Genomic DNA, 241 nt, shown 5'->3' on the forward strand with positions numbered 1-241 from the left:
CCTTGTGCGGGTCGTCAGCGCGGCGGGCAGCCACTGCGATGAGCGCCGGCTTCGCCAGCTGCGCGCCCAGCCGCCAGGCGAACCGTTGAAAGCCTTGATTGGCGCCGTTTTCGTGCAACCGGGCCATAACGGCTTGGGCTTCACTCATGACCGGGTGATGGAGGCTGCTTATGCACTAACGCACGAGCACGAGCGCGCCTCGCTGCATGCACGCATCGCCCTGGCCATGCGCCAGGCTTGG

At 66.8% G+C, this 241-nt stretch carries 1 protein-coding gene; it reads left to right on the top strand.

All coding sequences use genetic code 11. The features are described 5' to 3' along the window. A partial coding sequence (locus tag SB660_RS23420) for a hypothetical protein (RefSeq protein WP_410584967.1) occupies positions 1–241 on the top strand: 241 nt, incomplete at both ends.

Origin of the sequence: Bacillus sp. SIMBA_005 (genome assembly GCF_046535585.1) — a bacterium.
GTDB classification, from domain to species: Bacteria; Bacillota; Bacilli; order Bacillales; family Bacillaceae; genus Bacillus; species Bacillus pumilus.